Genomic DNA, 16,628 nt, shown 5'->3' with positions numbered 1-16,628 from the left:
CCACCGGGCGCGTCACCCCGGGAACCTCCCGTGCCTGCCCTCCCCGGCGCGGAACCGGATCAACCCGGCCTCCACCTCGCGCAGCGCGACGAGCCCGTGCTCCAGCTCGTTGGCGAGCGCCGCGTCCTCGGGCAGCCCCTCCTGCTCCAGCAGCGACAGCCGGTCCTCCCGCAGGCAGACCTGCGGGAACGCGGCGATCTCCCGGGCCAGCCGCTCGGCCTCGGCGCGGGAGGTCCCGTTCGGCACGACCCGGTTCGCCAGGCCGATCCGCAGCGCCTCGCCCGAGTGGACGGGACGACCCGTGAGCACGAGGTCCATCGCGCGCGACGCCCCGATCAGCCGGGGCAGCCGGACCGTTCCGCCGTCGACCAGCGGCACGCCCCACCGGCGGCAGAACACGCCGAACACGGCGTCCTCCTCGACCACCCGCAGGTCGCACCACAGCGCCAGCTCCAGCCCGCCCGCCACGGCGTGCCCGGCGACCGCCGCGATCACCGGCTTGGACAGGCGCAGGCGGGTCGGCCCCATCGGACCGGACGGCGAGAGCGGGTCGTTGCCCCGCGCGGCGCCGATCGCCTTGAGGTCCGCGCCCGAGCAGAACGTGCCGCCCTCGCCGTGCAGCACGGCCACCGACGCGGCGGGGTCCTCGTCGAACTCGCGGAACACCTCGGCCAGCGTGTGCGCGGTCGGGCCGTCCACCGCGTTGCGCACCTCGGGCCGGTCCAGCAGGACCGTGAACACCGGCCCCGAGCGCTCCACCCGCACCGCGCTCACAGCTTCGGCGACCCCCGCTCCACGATCGCCGCGAAGTCGACGCCGCGCGGCAGCGTGCCGAACGCCACGCCCCAGTCGCCGGACAGCCGCGACGCGCAGAACGCGTCCGCCACGGCCGGGTTGCCGTACCGGACCAGCAGGGAACCCTGCAACGCCAACGCCATCCGCTCCACCAGCCGGCGCGCCCGCACCTCCAGGTCGGCGGGGTCGGCCAGCTCGTCCCTGATCGCGTCGACCGCCGCGTCCAGCCGCCGGTCGGCGCCGCGCGCCGCGTCCAGCTCGGCGAGGAACTCCGCCACCGCCTCCGGCTCCCGGGCCATGGCGCGCAGCGCGTCGAGCGCGGCCACGTTGCCCGACCCCTCCCAGATGGACATCAGCGGCGACTCGCGGAACAGCCGGGGCATGCCGGAGTCCTCGACGTAGCCGTTGCCGCCCAGGCACTCCAGGGCCTCGGCGGCGTGCGCCGGACCGCGCTTGCACACCCAGTACTTGGTGACCGCGAGCCCCAGCCGGCTGCGGTTGCCGGCCAGCCACAGCGCCACCGCCGTCGCCGCCTCCGACTCCACGGCGAGGTCGGCCAGCACGTTGCGCATGGCCGGCTGGTCGACCAGGTACGAGCCGAACGCCCGGCGGTGCGCCGCGTGGTGCGCGGCCTGGGTGACGCCCAGCCGCATCCCGGACGCCGAGCCGAGCACGCAGTCGAGGCGGGTCGAGTTGACCATCTCGATGATGGTCCGCACGCCCCGGCCCTCCTCGCCGACGAGCCAGCCCACCGCGCCGTCGTACTCCACCTCGGCGGAGGCGTTCGACCTGTTGCCCAGCTTGTCCTTGAGCCGCTGGAAGAACAGCGCGTTGCGGGTGCCGTCGGGCAGCACGCGCGGCAGCAGGAAGCAGCTCAGGCCGCCCGGGGCCTGCGCCAGCGTGAGGAACAGGTCGGACATCGGCGCGGACGTGAACCACTTGTGCCCGGTGATCACGTGGTGGTCGCCGGCGGGCACCGCGCGCGTGGTGTTCGCCCGCACGTCGGAGCCGCCCTGCTTCTCCGTCATGGACATGCCCGCGATCAGGCCGCGCTTGCCCTCGGGGGCGCGCAGCCCGAAGTCGTACTCGCGGGACGCCAGCAGCGGTTCGAAGCGCTCGGCGAGCGCGGGCGTGGTGCGCAGCGCGGGCACGGCCGCGTAGGTCATCGAGATCGGGCAGCCGTGCCCCGCCTCGGCCTGGCTCCACACGAGGAACTTGGCGGCCCGCGCCACGTGCGCGCCCGGCCGGTCGTCCCGCCACGGCGAGGCGTGCAGGCCGTGGGCGACGGCGGTGGTCATCAGCTCGTGCCAGGCGGGGTGGAACTCGACCTCGTCCACCCGGTGCCCGTACCGGTCGTGGGTGTGCAGCACGGGCGGGTGGGCGTTGGCCTGCCTGCCCAGCGCCTGGACGTGCGGGCTGCCGGCCAGCGCGCCCAGTTCGCGCAGCTCCGGCTCGGCCCACCCGGCGCCGCCGCGGTGCAGCGCTTCCAGCAGCGCGGGGTCGGCGGAGACGTCGTGGCCCTCCAGCGGCGGCACCTGGTTCGTCACCTCGTGCGTGGCGTGGGTCATAGCCGTCAGGGTACTACTCGCCGGTAACTTCGTGGGAGGTGAAAAATCGGGGGTGCCGATCTTCGATTCCGGGCCTAACGTCGATCCGGTGAGCGATCACGGAGCAGACCACGCGAGAGCGGTGGCCGCGTTGCGCGGCCAGTACGCGGCGGTCCCGGCGGGCGCGCCCGTGCGGTTGGCCAAGTCGACGTCGAACCTGTTCCGGTTCCGCGACGACCAGGCGGGCGGCCTCGACGTGGCCCGGCTCGACCGGGTCCTGTCCGTCGACCCGCGGACCCGGACCGCGCAGGTCCAGGGCATGACCACCTACGAGCGCCTGGTCGACGCCACCCTGCGTCACGGCCTGATGCCGCTGGTCGTGCCGCAGCTCAAGACGATCACCCTCGGCGGCGCGGTCGCGGGCCTGGGCATCGAGTCCAGCTCGTTCCGCAACGGGCTGCCGCACGAGTCGGTGCGCGAACTGGAGGTCATGACCGGCGACGGCTCGATCCGGGTGGTCGGCCCCGACGACGAGCTGTTCCGCGGCTTCCCCAACTCCTACGGCACCCTCGGCTACGCGCTGCGGCTGGAGATCGAGCTGGAGCCGGTCAAGCCGTACGTGCGGCTGCGGCACGTGCCGTTCGGCGACGCGCACCAGTGCGCGGAGGCCCTGGCGGCGATCTGCGCGGAACGGGCCTACCAGGGCGAACCGGTCGACTTCGTGGACGGCACGGTCTTCTCCGGCGGGGAGCAGTACCTGACCCTGGCGACCTTCGCCGACGGCGCGCCCGCCACGTCCGACTACACCGGCAACCGGATCTACTACCGGTCCGTCCAGGCCCGGCGCACCGACCACCTGACCGTGCGCGACTACCTGTGGCGGTGGGACACCGACTGGTTCTGGTGCTCGCGGGCGTTCGGCGTGCAGCACCCGGTGGTGCGGCGGCTCGTGCCGAAGCGGTACCTGCGGTCCGACGTGTACCGGCGGATCGTGGCGTGGGACCGGCGGCACGGGTTCTCCGGCCGGTTGACCAAGGCGGTGCAGGAGCCGGTGATCCAGGACGTGGAGATCCCGGTGCACCGGCTCGCCGAGTTCCTCGACTTCTTCCACCGCGAGATCGGCGTCAGCCCGGTCTGGCTGTGCCCCGTGCGCCTGCGGGACCGGTCCGGCTGGCCGCTCTACCCCATGGACCCGGACGTGCTCTACGTCAACGTCGGCTTCTGGTCGACCGTCCCGCTGCGTCCGGACGAGGAGCTCGGCAGCCGGAACCGGATGATCGAGGACGAGGTCACCCGGCTCGGCGGGCACAAGTCGCTGTACTCCGATTCGTACTACGGCGAGCAGGAGTTCTGGGACCACTACAACGGCCCCGCGTACCGGAAGCTCAAGGAGCGGTACGACCCGGACGGCCGGCTGCCCGACCTGTACGCCAAGTGTGTGCTGCGCAAGTGAAGGGAGCGGGGGCCATGCGGTTGGCGGAGGTGTTCCAGCGGGCGGTCGGCGGTGACGGGTCCGTGGGCTTCAGCGCGTTCGACGGCAGCGAGGCCGGGCCGCGCGACGCGGCGATCCGGATCGAGGTCCGCACGCCGGAGGCGTTGTCGTACCTGGCGTCCGCGCCGGGGGAGCTGGGGCTGGCGCGCGCGTACGTGACCGGCCACCTGGAGATCGTCGGGGACGTGCACGGGGCACTGGCGCACGTGTCGGACATGTCGTTGCGCGACCTGCCGTGGGGGCAGCGGGTGGAGCTGCTGTCCACGTTGGGGCGCACGCGGCTGGCCACGAGGGTCGAGGTGCCCGCGCAGGAGCGGCGGCTGCGCGGGCTGCGGCACTCCAAGGCGCGCGACCGCGAGGCCATCGCGCACCACTACGACGTGTCGAACACGTTCTACGAGTGGGTGCTCGGCCCGTCGATGACGTACACCTGCGCGGTGTACCCGACCGCGTCGTCCACCCTGGAGGAGGCGCAGGCCGCCAAGCACGACCTGGTGGCGCGCAAGCTCGGGTTGCGGCCGGGGATGCGGCTGCTCGACGTCGGCTGCGGGTGGGGCGGCATGGTGATGCACGCGGCCCGCGAGTACGGCGTGCGGGCGTTGGGCGTGACGCTGTCGCGCAACCAGGCCGAGTGGGCGCAGAAGGCCATCGTCGAGGCGGGGCTGTCCGACCTGGCCGAGGTGCGCCACCTGGACTACCGCGACGTGCGGGACAACGGGTTCGACGCGATCAGCTCCATCGGCCTCACCGAGCACATCGGCAAGGCGAAGCTGCCCGCGTACTTCCGCTCGCTGCACCGGAAGCTGAAGCCCGGCGGCAGGCTGCTCAACCACTGCATCACCCGGGCCGACAACCGGCAGCGCGCCCGCACGGGCGGGTTCATCGACCGGTACGTGTTCCCGGACGGCGAGCTGGTCGGGCCCGGTCACATCGTGTCGCTCGTGCACGACCACGGGTTCGAGGTCCGGCACGAGGAGAACCTGCGCGAGCACTACGCCCTGACGCTGGCCGCGTGGTGCCGCAACCTGGACGACAACTGGGACGACGCCGTGTCGGAGATCGGTCTCGCCCGGGCCCGCGTGTGGCGCCTCTACCTGGCCGCCTCGCGCCTGGGCTTCGAGCGCAACGACATCCAGCTGCACCAGGTCCTGGGCGTGAAGCTGGACGGCGTCGACGCCCACTTCCCCCTGCGCCCGACCTGGCCCTGACCCGGGAGTCCAACCCCCAGGGGCCATGAGTTCTACGTTCGGGCTCGCGCCGTCGATCCTGGACGTAGAACTCGGTGGTCCTGAGCGTTGGACTCTCGCGGCCCGGGGGTTGGACTCTCGCGTCACGTGAGGGTGGGGACGATCCGGTCGACCTGGTTCGACGGGATCGCGAAGCCGACCGACGACGTGCCGCGGCGCGTCGTCGTGCCGCCCGGCACGGTCAGCGTGCGGTCCAGGGCGCTGACGATAGCGTCCCGTCAGGACTTGCCAAGGATCCGGGCGACCTCGTCCGCGGTCAGCAGCCCCTCGCCGAACACCGGCCCCTGCACACCCGTCACACCCAGCTCCACCAGGCGCGACACCGCGTCCTCGCTCGTGATGCCCGCCGCGTACAGGGGGACGCCGAGCTTCCCCGCCCACGTGAGCAGCGCCACGGCCGCCGCCTCGTCGAAGCGGTTCGCCCCGTCGGCGAGCCCCGCCACCGGCGCGCCCTGGAACTTCATGCCGCTCAACGGGAACCGCCGCAGCCGGTCCACCGGGATGTTCCCGCCGCCCACCTGGTCGAGCACGAGCCGCACGCCGTGCTCCGCGAGGTACGTCAGCTCCTCGGCCTGCTCGTCGGTGATCAGCGCGGGCAGCTGCTCGCCCAGCTCCAGCTGGAGCCGCCCCGCGGGCAGGCCGCTCTCCCGCAGCACCCGGCGCACCTCGGCCACCAGCTCCGGCTCCTGGCACTGCCGGGCCGTCAGGTCCATGGTCAGCAGCGGCGTGCGCTCGCCGAACTCGGCGTACCACTGGCCGGCGTGGTGGCACGCCTGCTCCATGGCCCACTTGCCGAGCCGCACCACCATGCCGGTCGACGTGGACAGGGACACCAGGTCCTGCGGGTCCAACAACCCCTCGGTCGGGTGATCCCAGCGCAGCTTCGCCTCGACGGCCAGCAGCGACCGGTCCACCGGCGAGTACACCGGCTCGTAGTCCACCCGGAAGTCGCCCTGCTCCAGCCCGCCGGAGATGGACGCCGCGAGCCGCATCCGGTGCCGGTCGCGGCGGTCGCGCTCCCGGTCGTACAGCGCCCACTGCGCCTTGCCGTCGTCCTTGGCCCAGCGCACCGTCATGTCGACGCACCGCAGCAGCTCGGCCGCGTCCGCGCCCCGCGCGGGCGCCACCACGATGCCCACGCTGGCGCTCACGCCCACCCCGTCGTCGTCGACCCAGACGGGTTCGGCGAGCAGGTCGACGGCCTCCTCGGCCAGCGTCACGACGGTCGCCACGTCGACCGGGTCGCGGATGAGCACGCCGAACTCGTCGGGCCCGGTGCGCGCGACGTGCCCGACGCCCTCGAAGACCGCCCGCAGCTGGTTCGCGACGCCGCCCAGGACGCGGTTGCCCACCTCGTGCCCGAACGCGTCGTTCACGACCCGGAAGCCGTCGACGTCGAACACGACCAGGCCGAGCGTCGCCGGGCCCCGGCTGCCGACCGCGTTCTCCAGCCAGCCCACGAACTGCTGCCGGTTGGCCAGGCCCGTCTGCACGTCGTTGAGGCTCTGCCGCAGCAGCTGGGCCTGGAGGGCGCGCACCTCGTCGAGGCTCTCCATCATGGTCACGTAGTAGGCGGGTTCGCCCAGGTCGTCGCGGACCAGGGACATCGCGACGAGCACCGGCACGCTCTCGCCGTCGGCGTGCATCAGCCTGACCTCGGTGCGCACGTGCTCGCCGAGCCCCGCGGCCAGCTGCTGGGCGCCGCGCCGCAGGACCAGCCGGTCCTCGGGGTGCAGCAGCTCGCCGGCGGTCGTGCCCACGAGCTGGTCGGCCGAGAAGCCGACCATGGCCAGCATGGCCTCGTTGCAGTCGATGACCTCGCCGTCGAGGCTCGTCACCGAGATGGCCACGGCGGTGCTGTGGAACACGGCGCGGAACTTCGCCTCGCTCGCCCGGACGGCGGACTCGGCCGTGCGGGTGGTCACCAGGGCGTGCTGGGCGCTCTTCTCCTGCTGGTCGAGGGTGTGCACGCGCAGGCCGTCGGCGAACCCGGCGGCGAGGGCCCCGAGCACGGCCATGAGCCGCCCGGTCCGCCCGGCGGGCAGGTCGAACGCGGTCGGCAGGTGCGCGCCGACGAACGTGATCGTGTGCTCCAGCGTCGTGGCGGACACGAGGCCGTGCTCGACCAGGCGGCGGCCGACGAGCAGCACGGGAGCGGTGGGGCCGTCGTGGTCCAGCGCGGCGAGCAGTTCCTCGGTGAACCCGGCGAGGATCTCCTCCAGCCGGGGGCGCGGCAGGTCGGCCATCACCGTGGAGCTGATCGCGGCGGCCCAGCGGTGCGCGAAATCGGCCCGGGGTCCACCGAGCCCGTCACGCGGTGCCGGCGCACCTTCCTGTTCGACCATCCTCATTCAGCTCTGCGGGCCAATCGTCGAGGGCGAACCCGGGTTCCGTGCACCGCGCGATGAGATCACCGCGGCGGACCGGTGTGCGTTCTCCGGTCCGATTTCACTCGATCGGTGCAATGGGGACCGGTGGTCCCATTCGAGTTTAGTGGCCGTCGACAGGCGCGCCGCAAGACGCTCTCCCGCTGCGGGTGTTCCGGACCGCGGAATCCCGGGGCCGCCGGATTCCTGGACCGCCGAATCCCGGGACGGCGGAGGGCCCCGGCGCGCACGCCGGGGCCCTCCTGGTGGAACGTCCTACGCGACCGCGGACAGCACCGAGGCGATCCGGTTGGCGATGCGGTCGTTGTCGGTCGGCGCGAGGCTCAGCCAGCCGTCCTCGCTGACCATCAGGTAGCGGCCCTGGGGCGTGTCGAACCACGTGATCAGCGTGCCCGCGCGAGAGGCCCGGTAGCCGCCGCCGACGGTCACGCCGAACTGGCCGCCCGCGACCCGGTTCGCCGCCAGCTCGCTGATCACGGAGGCGTCCTCGCGGGACAGGCCCGCCTTCTGCAGCGCCTCCCGCTCGTCCAGCTCGCCGCCGCCCCACGGGTCGTCGTCGTCCTCGGCCTGCTCCTCCTGCTGGAGGGTCACCGCCGCGTCGAGCGTCTCCAGCCGCAGGGACAGCGCGCTGCCCGGACCGGCCGAGCCGGCCGGCAGCACCTCGACGATCGACCTGGCCAGCGCCGTCGGCCGGATCTCCAGCACGCCGAGCTTGTCGCCGTCGACGACCGCCAGCGCGCCGCGCTCGCCGTTGGACACGGCCAGCGCCCGCACCGACCGGTCCACGTGCGCGACCGCGTCCACCGCGACGTCGTGGTCGGCGAGCAGCCGCAGCAGCTCCACCAGCCTGGGCGCGGGCTCGCCGTACTCGGCCAGCACCTCGGCCCGCAGCCGCTTGCGCTCCTCCTCGGTCGCGCCGACGCTCGGCACGTCCAGGGGGTAGGGCAGCCGGCCCAGGTCGAGGTGGTGCCACAGCACGTCCAGTTGGCGCTGGTCGAGCAGGAACTCCGGCTCGATCACGCCTGGTCGCCCTTCTTGCGGACCTTGGCGCCGCCGATCACCGACGGGGGCAGGTTCTCGCCGGGGACGTCGAAGATGTCCTCGCCCTTGAGGTAGGCCGCGGCCCGGTGCTCCTTGTCCTCGCCGCCCTGGCCGCCGGGTGCGCCGCCGCCCATGGGAGCACCGCCCATCGGGGCGCCCGCCGGGCCACCGGCCACGCCGGGGCCGAAGCCGCCGGGCACCGCGGCCCGCGCGCCGGGGCCCATCGCGCCGGTCGAGCCGCCCGCGCCCATCGTGCTGCCGCCCGGGCCGAAACCGCCCGCACCGCCCGCGCCGCCGGAGCCCACGGGGCCGAAGCCGCCCGCGCCGCCGCCGCCGAAGCCGCCGGGCATGCCGCCCGCCGGGATGCGCGGCATGCCACCGCCGGCACCCCCACCGCCGCCGCCGGCGCCGCCGCCCGCACCGCCGGTGCCGGGCAGACCGGTCACCGGGGGCGTGCCGGGGCTGCCCGCCGGCACGTACGCCGGGGGCCGCACACCGGGCGGGAGGGTCCCGCCGCCCTGGCGCGGCACCGCGTTCGGGGAGGCCGGCTGGTACGGCGGCACGTAGCCGCTGCCGCCGGGCGGGTTGTACTGCCCGCCGGGCGGGGTGTAGCCCGCGCCGGGGTTGTACGAGCCGCCGGGCGCGTAGGAGGTCGACGGCGGGGTGTACGGGTTGGCCACCGGAACCTGGGCCGCCGCCGCGGCGGCCGTGGTGCCCTCGGGGCGGTACGTCGCGGCGGGGGCCAACGGCGTGGCGCCGCCGCCGTACGACCCGCTCGGACCGGTGTAGGACCCGGCCGGGACGGAACCGCCCGAGTAGGCGGCGGGCGCGCCGGCGCCGGCCCCACCGGAGGCGGCGGGCGCGCTGTAGGCCGGGGCCGACTGCGGGCTCGTGGCCGTCGCCGACTGGAAGGCCTGCGACTGGTTCTGGTAGGCGGTGACCGGGGCGCCCGCGGTCGCGCCGCTCGGCCGGGTCGCGTCCGACACGTCGCCGAGGGTCGGCGCGCCGGCGGACGCGAACGCCATCACCTGCGGCTCCTCGGTGCGCCCGGTGACCGGGTTGAACGGCGGGGTGAACAGCGGCGTGGTCTGGTCGACCGCGCGCGACTCGTTCTCCATCGTGTTCATGACCGTCACGGCGTGGTCGTGCAGCGCGCGCGACTGGTCGTTGGCCGCCTGCACGTCGGCGGCGGAGCTCATCAGCCCCTGGATGCCGCCCGCGGTGAACGTGCCCGTCGCCTGGTCCCAGTTGAAGTCGACCGGCTCGGGCATGGACGCCCGCGCGTTCTGCATGATCTGGCTCTGGTCCTGCACCCGCTTGCCGACCTCGACCGCGGTCTCCGCGGTGTCGGTCACCCAGTCGGCGAGCAACTTCAGGGCGGTGCGCGCGGCGTCGGCGGCGTCACCGGTCCAGCCGGACTCGGTGAGCGCGACCCGCTCGTTGATCAGCCGCGCGGACTCGGTCAGCTCGGTGCCGAACTGGCCCCACTCCGCGCCGATCTCGCCCGTCTGGCCGGGGTCGTTGTTGTTGTGCACCGCCTCGTACAGCTCGCGGTGCGACCGGGAGGCCCAGTTCTGCGGGTCGGTGAGGACGATGTCGATGTCGTCCGGGTTCAGCTGCTTCATCTCGCCGGCTCCCGTCAGTTCCCGCTCAACCTGGTCAGCTCGCCGCCGTGCTCCTCGTCGACCGCGGTGAAGTTGCGGATCGCGCTCTGGACGGAGTCGTGGGTCTGCTGGAGGACCTCGCGGTAAGCGATCATCACGGCCACGAAGGACCGGGGGTCGCCATCGGCGCGGGTCTCGAACTTGTGCGCCATCCGGTCGCCGACGGGGTTCGCGCCCAGCGGGGCGGGGCGGGCCAGCCGGCCCGCGCGCTCCAGCCAGGAGTCGACCTGGTCCATCTGCTCCAGGAGCATCCTGCGCATCTCCTCGCCCGTCGCGGGGTCGAGCGACACCCGGCCGGAGTTCACCGTCTCCTGGAGGGCCACCACCTGACCGCCCACGGTCAGCGGTTCGGTTACGGTGCGGGGAAGGGCCTGGGGCGGGGCCTCTTCATCCCCGGGTTCGGCGATGTACATCGGTATCCCTCGCGAAGGCAGGCTGCTGGACTGAAGCCAGCCTGACGGTTCGCCCCAACGCCGGGCCAACGCGGCCCCAACGCGGGCGTCGGGCCACCGGAAACGACTGTGCGAAACTCATCGACACACGGTGACAACGCCGAAAGGTCTTCAGCATGCGGGTGAACCTGCTCGGCCCCGTTGAGCTGGTTTCCGCAGGTGGGGAAGCCGTCCGGCTGGGTGCCGCGAAGCGCAGGACCGTCCTGGCGGCCCTCGCGCTGGAGCTGAACCGCGTGGTGTCCGGCGACCGGCTGCTCGACCTGGTGTGGGACGGCTCACCCCCGCCCCAGGCCAAAGCCGCCCTTCAAGGACATATCGCCCAACTCCGCAAGGTGCTCGCCGACGGGGTGTCGCTCGTCACCCGCGCCCCCGGCTACGTGCTGACCGGCACCCGCGGGGACGTGGACGCCTTCCGGTTCGAGGACCTGGTGGCCTCCGCCCGCGACGCCGACGACGAGCGCGCCGTCGCCGCGCTGCGCGAGGCGCTGGACCTGTGGCGCGGCCCGGTGCTCGCCGACGTGCCCGGCGACCAGCTGCGCGAGGCGGTGTCCGCGCGGCTGGAGGAGCTGCGGCTGGTGGCCGTGCAGGACCTCGCGACCAGGCTGTTCCGGCTCGACCGGGCCGGCGAGGTGGTGTCCGGGCTGCGCGACGCGGTGGACGCCAACCCGCTGCGCGAGGCCCTCGTGTCCAGGCTCGTGCTGGCCCTGCACTGGACGGGGCGGCAGGCCGAGGCGCTGGAGCTGTTCCACCGGACCCGCGAGCGGCTGGCCGAGGAGCTGGGCGTCGACCCGGGGCCGGAGCTGCGCGAGGCGTACCAGACCGTCCTCGCGGGCGACACCGCGCCGAAACCGCCCGTCGTGGAGCGCGCGCCCGCCCAGCTGCCGCGCGAGCACCGCGGGTTCGTGGGGCGCGAGCTGGAGCTGTCCGACCTGGGCGAGAGCCTGATGGGCCAGGACTCGGCGATCGGCCTGCTCGTCGGACCCGCCGGGGTCGGCAAGACGGCGCTGGCGCTGCGCTGGGCGCACCGGGTGGCGGGCGACTTCCCGGACGGCCAGCTGTTCGTGAACCTGCGCGGGTTCGACGAGACCGAGCCGCTGGACCCGCGGGTCGCGCTGGTCGGCTTCCTGCGCGCGCTCGGGCTGACCGACTCGCAGATCGCCGTCGACCTGGAGGACCAGGCCGCCCAGTACCGGTCGCTGCTCGCCGGGCGGCGGGTGCTCGTGCTGCTCGACAACGCCCGGTCGGCGGAGCAGGTCCGGCCGCTGCTGCCGGGTTCGGCGCGGTGCCTGGTGCTGGTCACGTCGCGGCACCGGCTCGACGACCTCGTGGTCACCGAGGGCGCGACGTCGCTGCACGTGCCGACGCTGCCCGAGGAGAGCGCCGAGCACCTGCTGGCCGCGCTGCTCGGGCGGCCGCGCATCGAGCAGGAACCGGAGGCCGTCGCCGAGCTGTGCGAGCTGTGCGATCGGCTGCCGCTGGCGCTGCGGATCGCGGGCGCGCGGCTGGCGTCCCGTCCCCGGTGGACGATCCAGTCGCTGGTCGACGAGCTGCGCGACGAGCAGGGCAGGCTGTCCGCGCTGTCGCTGCCCGAGGCGGGGCGCGGCGTGCACGCGGCGCTGGCGGTGAGCTACCGGGAGCTGCCCGAGGGCGCGGCCAGGCTGTTCCGGCGGTTGGGGCTGCACCCCGGCACCGACCTGGACAGCTACGCGGCGGCGGCGCTGCTCGACATCAACGTGGTGAGCGCCCGCACCCACCTGCGCACCCTCGCGTACGCGAACCTGCTGCACGAGTCGACGCCCGACCGGTACTCGCGGCACGACCTCGTGCGGCTGTTCACGCACCACCTCGCGGCCACCGAGTCCGACGTGGACAACCGGGTCGCCACCGCGCGGCTGCTCGACTACTACCTGCACGTGGCCGACTCGGCGCGGGCCCACCTGTCCGACCACGTGCGACCGTTCGGGCCGCCCGAGCACCGGCCCGCGTCGTTCCCGGAGCTGCCGTCGCACGCCGCCGCGCTGGACTGGTTCACGCTGGAGGAGGCGAACCTGGGGTTGGCGCTGGACATGGCGCTGAACTCCGGCCAGCGGGAGCGGACGTGGCAGCTGGCGCTGTGCCTGGACGCGTTCCACTTCCGGCGCGGCAACCGGTTGGACCGGCTGGCCCTGTGCCGGATCGGGCTGGCCGCGGCGCGGTCGTTGGGCGACGGGCACGCCGAGGCGACGTTCCTGCTGCGGTTGGGGTCGACGTTGGCCGACCTGGGGCGGATCGACGAGGCGATCGAGGCGTGCACCCGTGCCGCGTCGTTGGCGGGCGGTGACCGCGACCTGGAGCTGGCGGCGCTGGCGAACCTCGGGTACTGCCTCATGGCCGACGACCAGCTGGACCGGGCGCAGGCCGTGATCCTGGACGCTTTGGAGGTCGCGCGGGAGGTGGGCGACAAGCGCTCGCAGGCCAGCGTGCAGAACAACCTGGCGAACGTGCTGCTGCGCAAGCACCAGCCGGAAGAGGCCCTCAGGCACGCGACCGAGGCCCTGGGCCTCTTCCCCGCGGCCCCGTCCAAGGCGCACACCGCGACCCTGCACACCGTGGGTGCGGCCTCCCAGCAACTGGGCCGCGCCGACGAGGCCCTGGAGTCCTACCGGGCCGGCCTGGCCCTCGCGGCCCGCCTGGGCGACCGCTACCAGGAAGCCCTCTGCCACCGCGCGATAGGCGACGTGCTGGAGCAGTCGGAGGGCCAGGACGCCGCCCGCCCCCACTGGCTGGCCGCCCTCCGCCTGTACCGCGACCTGCGCCTGGCGGACGCCGACGACGTGGCTCGCAAACTGGACCTCCTCACCTACCCCTGACCCGCGAGTCGTAATCCCAGCCCGGGCGAGTCGTAAGTTCAGGTCCGGCGAGTCGTAACCCGAGGTCCGGCGAGTCGTACGTTCAGGACCTCTGAGTTCTGCATTCGGGCTCGGCATGTAGCCCAAGGCTCGTGAACCTACGACTCGCCCGGTCTGAAGTTACGACTCGCGGGGCGCGAAGTTACGACTCGCGGGGCGCGAAGTTACGACTCGCGGGGCGCGAAGTTACGACTCGCGGGGGGTGGGCTTACGACTCGCGGGTGGGTCAGGTGGTGGCCTGGGCCGCCGCGCGGCCGGCGGTGCGGCCGGAGAAGAGGCAGCCGCCGAGGAAGGTGCCTTCCAGGGCCCGGTAGCCGTGGACGCCCCCACCGCCGAAGCCGGACGCCTCGCCGGCGGCGTAGACGCCGGGGAGCGGGGTGCCGTCGGAACGCAGGACGCGGCCCGACAGGTCTGTGTGCAGGCCGCCCAGGGTCTTGCGGGTCAGCACGGACAGGCGCACGGCGATCAGCGGGCCGGCCTTCGGGTCGAGGAGGGGGTGCGGCTCGACCACGCGGATGAGCTTGTCGGTCAGGAACTTCCGGGCCTCGCGCATCGCGTTGATCTGCGCGTCCTTGCCGAGGCCCGAGATGACCTGGCGGTCGCGTTCCACGATCGTGCGGTGCAGGGCGTCGGCGTCGATGAGGGAGGTGCCGGTCAAGGCGTTCATGCCGGCGGCCAGTTCGGCGGCGGTGCGGCCGAAGACGAACTCGTCCGAGCGCTTCGCGAACTCCTCGACCGGGGCCACGGCGCCGGGCAGCGCGCGCTTCAGCACGGCCCGGACGTCCTTGCCGGTCAGGTCGGGGTTCTGCTCCGACCCGGACAGCGCGAACTCCTTGCCGATGATCCGCTTGTTGAGCACGAACCACGAGTAGCCGTGCCCCGTCTTCACGATGTGCTCCAGCGCGCCGAGCGCGTCGAAGCCCGGGAAGAGGGGGACCGGCAGGCGCGAGCCGGTGGCGTCGAGCCACAGCGACGACGGGCCGGGCAGGATGCGGATGCCGTGCCGGTTCCACACCGGCGCGTAGTTGGCGATGCCCTCCGGGTAGTGCCACATGCGGTCCTCGTTGACGATCTCCCCGCCGGCGGCGTCGACCACCCGGAGCATCTCCCCGTCCACGTGGTCGGGCACGCCGGACAGCATGTGCTCGGGCGGCGTGCCCATGTGGGACGGCCAGTTCCGGCGCACCATCTCGTGGTTCGCCCCGATGCCGCCGGACGTGACGACGACGGCCTGGGCGGTCAGCGCGAAGTCCGACACGACGGTGCGCGACGACGGTTCGCCGCGGCCGACCGCGCTGGGTTCCAGCACCTCGCCGGTCACGCCGTCCACCACGCCGCCGGTCACCGACAGGCCGGTGACGCGGTGCCGGAACCGCAGTTCCACCAGGCCGCGGGCCACGCCCTCGCGCACCCGCCGCTCGAACGGTGCGACGATGCCCGGACCGGTGCCCCACGTCACGTGGAAGCGCGGCACGGAGTTGCCGTGCCCGCCCGCCAGGTACCCGCCGCGCTCGGCCCACTGCACGAGCGGGAACCAGCGCACGCCCATGGCGTGCAGCCACGACCGCTTCTCGCCCGCCGCGAAGTGCACGTACGCCTCGGCCCACTTGCGCGGCCAGTGGTCCTCGGGCCGGTCGAACGCGGCCGAGCCCATCCAGTCCTGGAGCGCCAGGTCGGCGGAGTCGCGCACCCTGAGCCGGCGCTGCTCGGGCGAGCCGACCAGGAACAGCCCGCCGAACGACCAGAACGCCTGGCCGCCCAGCGACGCCTCGGGCTCCTGGTCGAGCAGGATGACCTTGCGGCCGGCGTCGACCAGTTCGGCGGTGGCGACGAGCCCCGCGAGGCCCGCGCCGACGACGATGACATCCGCGTCATGTGGCATCGGGCGAGTCTAGATCGAAGCCTGCGGACCACCGATACTTGAATTAGTTTCATTTTCGACACGCGGGGTCGGAGGGCCGCCGGCCGTGCGGTGGGGGAACCGTCCGGCCGACGGCGGTCGGGCATGCGCGGGCGCACCTGCGACGTCTCGGGGAGAGGTACCGCGTCGAGGCCCGGGGGGAGTGGCCCCTGCGGTCCTGACGTCCGGTGCGGCGTCCACGTGCCGACCAGTAGGAGAACGGACGGTGTCGAACGGGTGTTCCCCGGATGGCACCGGGGTGTCGCGCGTCACCCGACGCGGTCGCCGCCGCGCGTCACCCGTCGCGGAGCCGGGCGATCCTGGTCTCCGCCCTCGCCAGCTTCTCCCGGGCGGTGTCCGCCCGGCGGCGGGCGCGTTCGGCGGCGGTCGCCGCCTCCTGCTCGGCCTTCTGCGCCTGTCGCAGCTCCGCGCGCAACGCGGCCGAGCGCTCCTCGCGCTCGCCCAGGACCCGTTCGGCCTCGGCGACGGTGGCGTCCGCCCTGCGGATGTCCTCCCGGGCGGCGGTGATGTCGTCGCGGGCCTGGACCAGCTCCCGCTCCCGGCGCTGCTCGCGGCGCGGGGCCAGGTCGTCGCGCGTCGGCACGGCGCCCTCGGCCAGCGGTCCGAACCCGGACTGCTCGGCGGGTCTCACCAGGCGGCCGGCCCGGATGCGGGCCGCCAGCACGGCGTCGGCCAGCGCCGACGCCAGCGTGGCGCGCACCTGCTGCACGGCGTCCGGGCCGAGCGGCCGGCCCGCCGCGTCCGCCAGCTCCTCCACCCGCCGCACCAGCGCGCCCAGCACGGCCCGCCGCCGCGCGCCCAGCGCCCGCAGCTCGCCGCCGCGCAGCTCCTCCTGGGCGGTCCGCAGCTCGTCGCCGAGCGCCACCGCGGCGGCCAGGTCGGCGGGTGCCTCGCGGGCCAGCAGGTTCAGCGCCCACGCGGACGCGGTCGGCTTGCGCAGCGCCGAGATCCGCTTCGCCAGGGCCTTGTCGCCGCGGTCTGCGGCGAGCCGGGCGTGGGCGTCCCTGGCCGCGACGAACTCCGCCGGCGGCAGGGCGTACAGCTCATCGGCGACCTGGTCGATCGGTTCCGCGTCCACGATGCCGACCAGTGTGCTCGCCATCGCGCCGATGTGCGATTCGTTACCGATTTCCCGTGTCAGGAATGGCTTCACCGTTGACAGTGTTTGACATTCCGGCCGGTCGGCTCTTGACT

General features: G+C 73.9%; 11 protein-coding genes. 3 read left to right on the top strand and 8 right to left on the bottom strand.

What is annotated here, in order from left to right:
* Positions 1–12: 12 nt before the first annotated feature.
* Both J2S66_RS24090 and J2S66_RS24085 read right to left on the bottom strand, forming a co-directional pair.
* A complete protein-coding gene (locus J2S66_RS24090) occupies positions 13–774 on the bottom strand; it encodes a crotonase/enoyl-CoA hydratase family protein (RefSeq protein ID WP_310309542.1) in 762 nt (253 codons plus the stop codon).
* Positions 771–2,363: an acyl-CoA dehydrogenase family protein gene (locus J2S66_RS24085; RefSeq protein WP_310309540.1), complete on the bottom strand. Its 1,593-nt coding sequence runs from the start codon at positions 2,361–2,363 to the stop codon at positions 771–773. The genes J2S66_RS24090 and J2S66_RS24085 overlap by 4 nt, the downstream gene beginning before the upstream one ends.
* 88 nt (positions 2,364–2,451) lie before the next feature.
* On the opposite strand from J2S66_RS24085, the gene J2S66_RS24080 reads away from it, so the two are divergent.
* Positions 2,452–3,795, top strand: coding sequence for an FAD-binding oxidoreductase (locus tag J2S66_RS24080; protein ID WP_310309538.1), 1,344 nt, complete (start codon positions 2,452–2,454; stop codon positions 3,793–3,795).
* Between the two features lie 14 nt (positions 3,796–3,809).
* Positions 3,810–5,042, top strand: a complete 1,233-nt coding sequence (locus tag J2S66_RS24075) for a class I SAM-dependent methyltransferase (protein ID WP_310309537.1) — start codon at positions 3,810–3,812, stop codon at positions 5,040–5,042.
* A gap of 257 nt (positions 5,043–5,299) precedes the next feature.
* Here the strand turns inward: J2S66_RS24075 and J2S66_RS24070 are convergent, their stop codons facing one another.
* The 4 genes from J2S66_RS24070 to J2S66_RS24055 all read right to left on the bottom strand — a co-directional run bounded on the left by J2S66_RS24070 (position 5,300) and on the right by J2S66_RS24055 (position 10,511).
* The gene (locus J2S66_RS24070) at positions 5,300–7,426 is read right to left on the bottom strand and encodes a putative bifunctional diguanylate cyclase/phosphodiesterase (protein ID WP_310309536.1); all 2,127 of its coding nucleotides are present in this window, start codon (positions 7,424–7,426) and stop codon (positions 5,300–5,302) included.
* 297 nt (positions 7,427–7,723) lie between these two features.
* Positions 7,724–8,488, bottom strand: a complete 765-nt coding sequence (locus J2S66_RS24065) for an ESX secretion-associated protein EspG (protein ID WP_310309534.1) — start codon at positions 8,486–8,488, stop codon at positions 7,724–7,726.
* Positions 8,485–10,134, bottom strand: a complete 1,650-nt coding sequence (locus tag J2S66_RS24060; protein WP_310309533.1) for a PPE domain-containing protein — start codon at positions 10,132–10,134, stop codon at positions 8,485–8,487. Before J2S66_RS24060 ends, J2S66_RS24065 begins: the two co-directional genes overlap by 4 nt.
* 14 nt (positions 10,135–10,148) lie before the next feature.
* Positions 10,149–10,511, bottom strand: coding sequence for a hypothetical protein (locus tag J2S66_RS24055; RefSeq protein WP_310309532.1), 363 nt, complete (start codon positions 10,509–10,511; stop codon positions 10,149–10,151).
* A gap of 230 nt (positions 10,512–10,741) precedes the next feature.
* Between J2S66_RS24055 and J2S66_RS24050 the strand changes: the two genes are divergently transcribed.
* The gene (locus tag J2S66_RS24050; protein WP_310309531.1) at positions 10,742–13,474 is read left to right on the top strand and encodes an AfsR/SARP family transcriptional regulator; all 2,733 of its coding nucleotides are present in this window, start codon (positions 10,742–10,744) and stop codon (positions 13,472–13,474) included.
* Between the two features lie 265 nt (positions 13,475–13,739).
* Here the strand turns inward: J2S66_RS24050 and J2S66_RS24045 are convergent, their stop codons facing one another.
* Positions 13,740–15,395, bottom strand: coding sequence for an FAD-binding dehydrogenase (locus J2S66_RS24045; protein ID WP_310309530.1), 1,656 nt, complete (start codon positions 15,393–15,395; stop codon positions 13,740–13,742).
* A 313-nt stretch (positions 15,396–15,708) separates the two neighbouring features.
* Positions 15,709–16,536: a hypothetical protein gene (locus tag J2S66_RS24040; protein WP_310309529.1), complete on the bottom strand. Its 828-nt coding sequence runs from the start codon at positions 16,534–16,536 to the stop codon at positions 15,709–15,711.
* Between the last annotated feature and the right edge of the window lie 92 nt (positions 16,537–16,628).

It is taken from the genome of Saccharothrix longispora, assembly GCF_031455225.1.
Taxonomy (GTDB): Bacteria; Actinomycetota; Actinomycetes; order Mycobacteriales; family Pseudonocardiaceae; genus Actinosynnema; species Actinosynnema longispora.
Note: the sequence above shows the minus strand (reverse complement) of the source record. Positions and strands in the feature narration are given on the sequence as shown.

Excerpts from the sequence above, each read along its gene's own strand:
- J2S66_RS24085 (WP_310309540.1), bottom strand. The coding sequence starts at position 2,363 with ATGACCCACGCCACGCACGAGGTGACGAACCAGGTGCCGCCGCTGGAG.
- J2S66_RS24075 (WP_310309537.1), top strand. The coding sequence starts at position 3,810 with ATGCGGTTGGCGGAGGTGTTCCAGCGGGCGGTCGGCGGTGACGGGTCC.
- J2S66_RS24070 (WP_310309536.1), bottom strand. The coding sequence starts at position 7,426 with ATGGTCGAACAGGAAGGTGCGCCGGCACCGCGTGACGGGCTCGGTGGA.
- J2S66_RS24060 (WP_310309533.1), bottom strand. The coding sequence starts at position 10,134 with ATGAAGCAGCTGAACCCGGACGACATCGACATCGTCCTCACCGACCCG.
- J2S66_RS24050 (WP_310309531.1), top strand. The coding sequence starts at position 10,742 with ATGCGGGTGAACCTGCTCGGCCCCGTTGAGCTGGTTTCCGCAGGTGGG.
- J2S66_RS24045 (WP_310309530.1), bottom strand. The coding sequence starts at position 15,395 with ATGCCACATGACGCGGATGTCATCGTCGTCGGCGCGGGCCTCGCGGGG.
- J2S66_RS24040 (WP_310309529.1), bottom strand. The coding sequence starts at position 16,536 with ATGGCGAGCACACTGGTCGGCATCGTGGACGCGGAACCGATCGACCAG.